The sequence below is a fragment of the Haloferax elongans ATCC BAA-1513 genome (assembly GCF_000336755.1).
GTDB lineage: Archaea > Halobacteriota > Halobacteria > Halobacteriales > Haloferacaceae > Haloferax > Haloferax elongans.
In genome coordinates this window covers 1-2,686 of sequence record NZ_AOLK01000010.1, presented here as the reverse complement: position 1 = coordinate 2,686, position 2,686 = coordinate 1, and the positions used below count along the sequence as shown (strand labels likewise).

Genomic DNA, 2,686 nt, shown 5'->3' with positions numbered 1-2,686 from the left:
ATCTGGTTCACGGCGAAACAGGCGTTCTACTCGACACTCGCCAGTCTCGCGCTCGGCCTCCCAGCAGCGTGGTTGTTCGCCCGCTTCGAGTTCCGCGGCCGCGAGACGCTACGTTCGCTCACCATCCTCCCGTTCGTCATGCCCTCTATCATGGTCGCGGTCGGGTTCGTAGCGACGTTCGGCCGGAACGGGACGCTGAACCGGACGCTCTCGCTGTTCGGCCTTCCGACGGTCGAACTGCTGTTCACGCTGGAGGCCATCATCATCGCGCACGCCTTCTACAACGCCCCGCTCGTCGCTCGCATCGTGACCGCTGCGTGGGAGAGCGTCGACGCCCGCGCAGTCGAGACAGCGCGCTCGCTTGGAGCGAACCCCTATCGCGCTTTCCGAGACGTTGTGCTCCCGCAACTCCTCCCGTCTATCGGCGTCGGGGCGACGCTGACGTTCATCTTCACCTTCGCGTCGTTCCCAATCGTCCTCGCGCTCGGCGGTTTCCAACTCGCCACCATCGAGGTGTTCGTCTTCGCCAAAGTCCGCGACCTCGCGTACGCCGAGGCGGCGAGCCTCGCGGTCATCGAGACGGTCATCTCGCTCACGCTGACGGCCGTCTATCTCCGATACGAGGCGACCCAGCGCGCCGCCGGTGGAACCGCGAACCCACTTCCACGCCGGTCAGTTGTTCCCGAGACGTGGACGACGAAAGCCGCGCTCCAAACCGTCGGTATCGCGGGCTACAGCGTGGTCGTCGGCCTCGTCTTCGTCGTCCCCATCGCCAGCATGCTGCTCGCCAGCGTGACCGGCGGCGACGGCAGCCTCACCCTCACACACTACGCGTTCCTCGCTGAGCGACAGGTAACAGGCGCGAGTTTCCAAGTCAAACCGCTCCCGGCTATCTGGAACTCCCTGATATTCGCCGTCGGGACGCTCCTCGTGGCGGTCCCGATGGGTGTGACGATGGCCGTCTTGACGACCCGGCAATACCGTGGTCGGACCCTCATCGACGCCCTCGCGATGGCCCCATTCGCCGTCTCGGGCATCGTCGTCGGCCTCGGCCTGTTGCGAGGGCTCGTCTTCGGCGTCGACGTGTTCGGCACGCGAATCCGCGTAACGGGCGCGCTCGCCATCGTCGCTGCCCACGCCGTCGGCGCGTACCCGTTCGTCACGCGAAACGTCGCCCCGCTCTTCTCTCGGCTCGACGGGCGACTCGTGGAGTCGGCGCGGAGCCTCGGCGCGACGCGAACCCGCGCCCTCCTCGATATCGAACTCCCGCTAGTCTGGACCGGCGTCGTCGCGGGCGCGGCCTTCGCCGTCGCTATCAGTATCGGCGAGTTCGACTCGACCATCATCCTCGCGGAGGGGTCGGGGAGTTTCACCATGCCCGTCGCAGTCGAACGATTACTGGGGCGCAGGCTCGGCCCTGCGACGGCGATGGGGTGTGTGTTGCTCTTCGTCACGTCGCTGAGTTTCCTCGTCGTCGACCGCTTCGGCGGACGGTGGGGTGAACTGTGAGCGTCACGCCGAGGCGGGGTGAGTTATGACCGCCCGCAAGCTAGTCCACACTGTGAACCCGGAGGCCGACTCGTGAAACTCGAACTCGACGGCGTATCCAAACGCTACGGCACCGCGACCGCACTCGAAGACGTGTCGCTATCGGTCGAAGACGGCGAGTTCTTCACACTCGTCGGTCCCTCGGGATGTGGCAAGACGACGACGCTCCGCTGTATCGCTGGCTTCGAGTCGCCGACAGAGGGCGCGGTCTGCTTCGACGGCGACTCGATTGTCGACGTGCCGCCCGAAGAGCGAGGCGTCGGCGTGGTGTTCCAGAACTACGCGCTGTTCCCGCACATGAGCGTCGGCGAGAACGTTGCCTACGGGCTCCGATTCGTGGACCCGCCGGGCGGCGTCTCGAAAGACGCGCGCGTCTCAGAACTCCTCGACCTCGTAGACCTCTCGGGGTTCGAAGACCGCGACCCGGACTCGCTGTCCGGCGGCCAACAACAGCGCGTCGCGCTCGCTCGCGCGCTCGCACCCGGCCCGGACCTGCTGCTTCTCGACGAACCGATGTCGGCACTTGACGCCCGCCTGCGGGAGCGACTCCGGCGGCAGGTAAAGCGCATCCAGTCGGAACTCGGCGTGACGACGGTCTACGTCACCCACGACCAGTCCGAAGCCCTCGCCGTCTCGGACCGCGTGGCCGTCCTCAACCGCGGCCGTGTCGAACAAGTCGGTGTCCCCCGCGACGTGTACCGCCGACCCCGAACGCGGTTCGTCGCGGAATTCGTCGGCGAGAACAACGTCTTCGACGGCGTCGTCAAACGCAGTCTGACCGACCGGCAGGCTTCGGTCGTCGAAGTCGAATCTCGACCGGAAACAGAGGGGGTCGGCGTTGCAGTCGAAAGAGCGGAAGTGTCGGAAGTGGTGGGAGCGGTGGAAGCGGCGGAAACAGCTGAAACGGTGGAAACGACTGAGGCAGCAGAAGTTGCGGAAGCGACGGAAACGGCGGAATCCGAAGCTAAGGCCGATAGCCACCAGTTCGTGCTCGGCGGCATCGACGCCGACACCGGTGAATCACTCACGTTCTGTGTCAGGCCTGAGCACCTCCGCGTCGACGCTGGGGAGAATCAGATTCGCGGGACCGTCGTCGACTCGGAGTTCCAACTGTCTCTTATACACATCTCTGATGGCG

At 65.6% G+C, this 2,686-nt stretch carries 2 protein-coding genes; both read left to right on the top strand.

Going from position 1 to position 2,686, the window contains the following annotated elements:
* Positions 1-1,509 (top strand): ABC transporter permease (locus tag C453_RS02275; protein ID WP_008322434.1); only part of this gene is annotated, 1,509 nt, incomplete at its 5' end.
* 72 nt (positions 1,510-1,581) lie between these two features.
* The coding region (locus tag C453_RS02270) for an ABC transporter ATP-binding protein (protein ID WP_008322433.1) at positions 1,582-2,686 on the top strand (1,105 nt) is incomplete at its 3' end.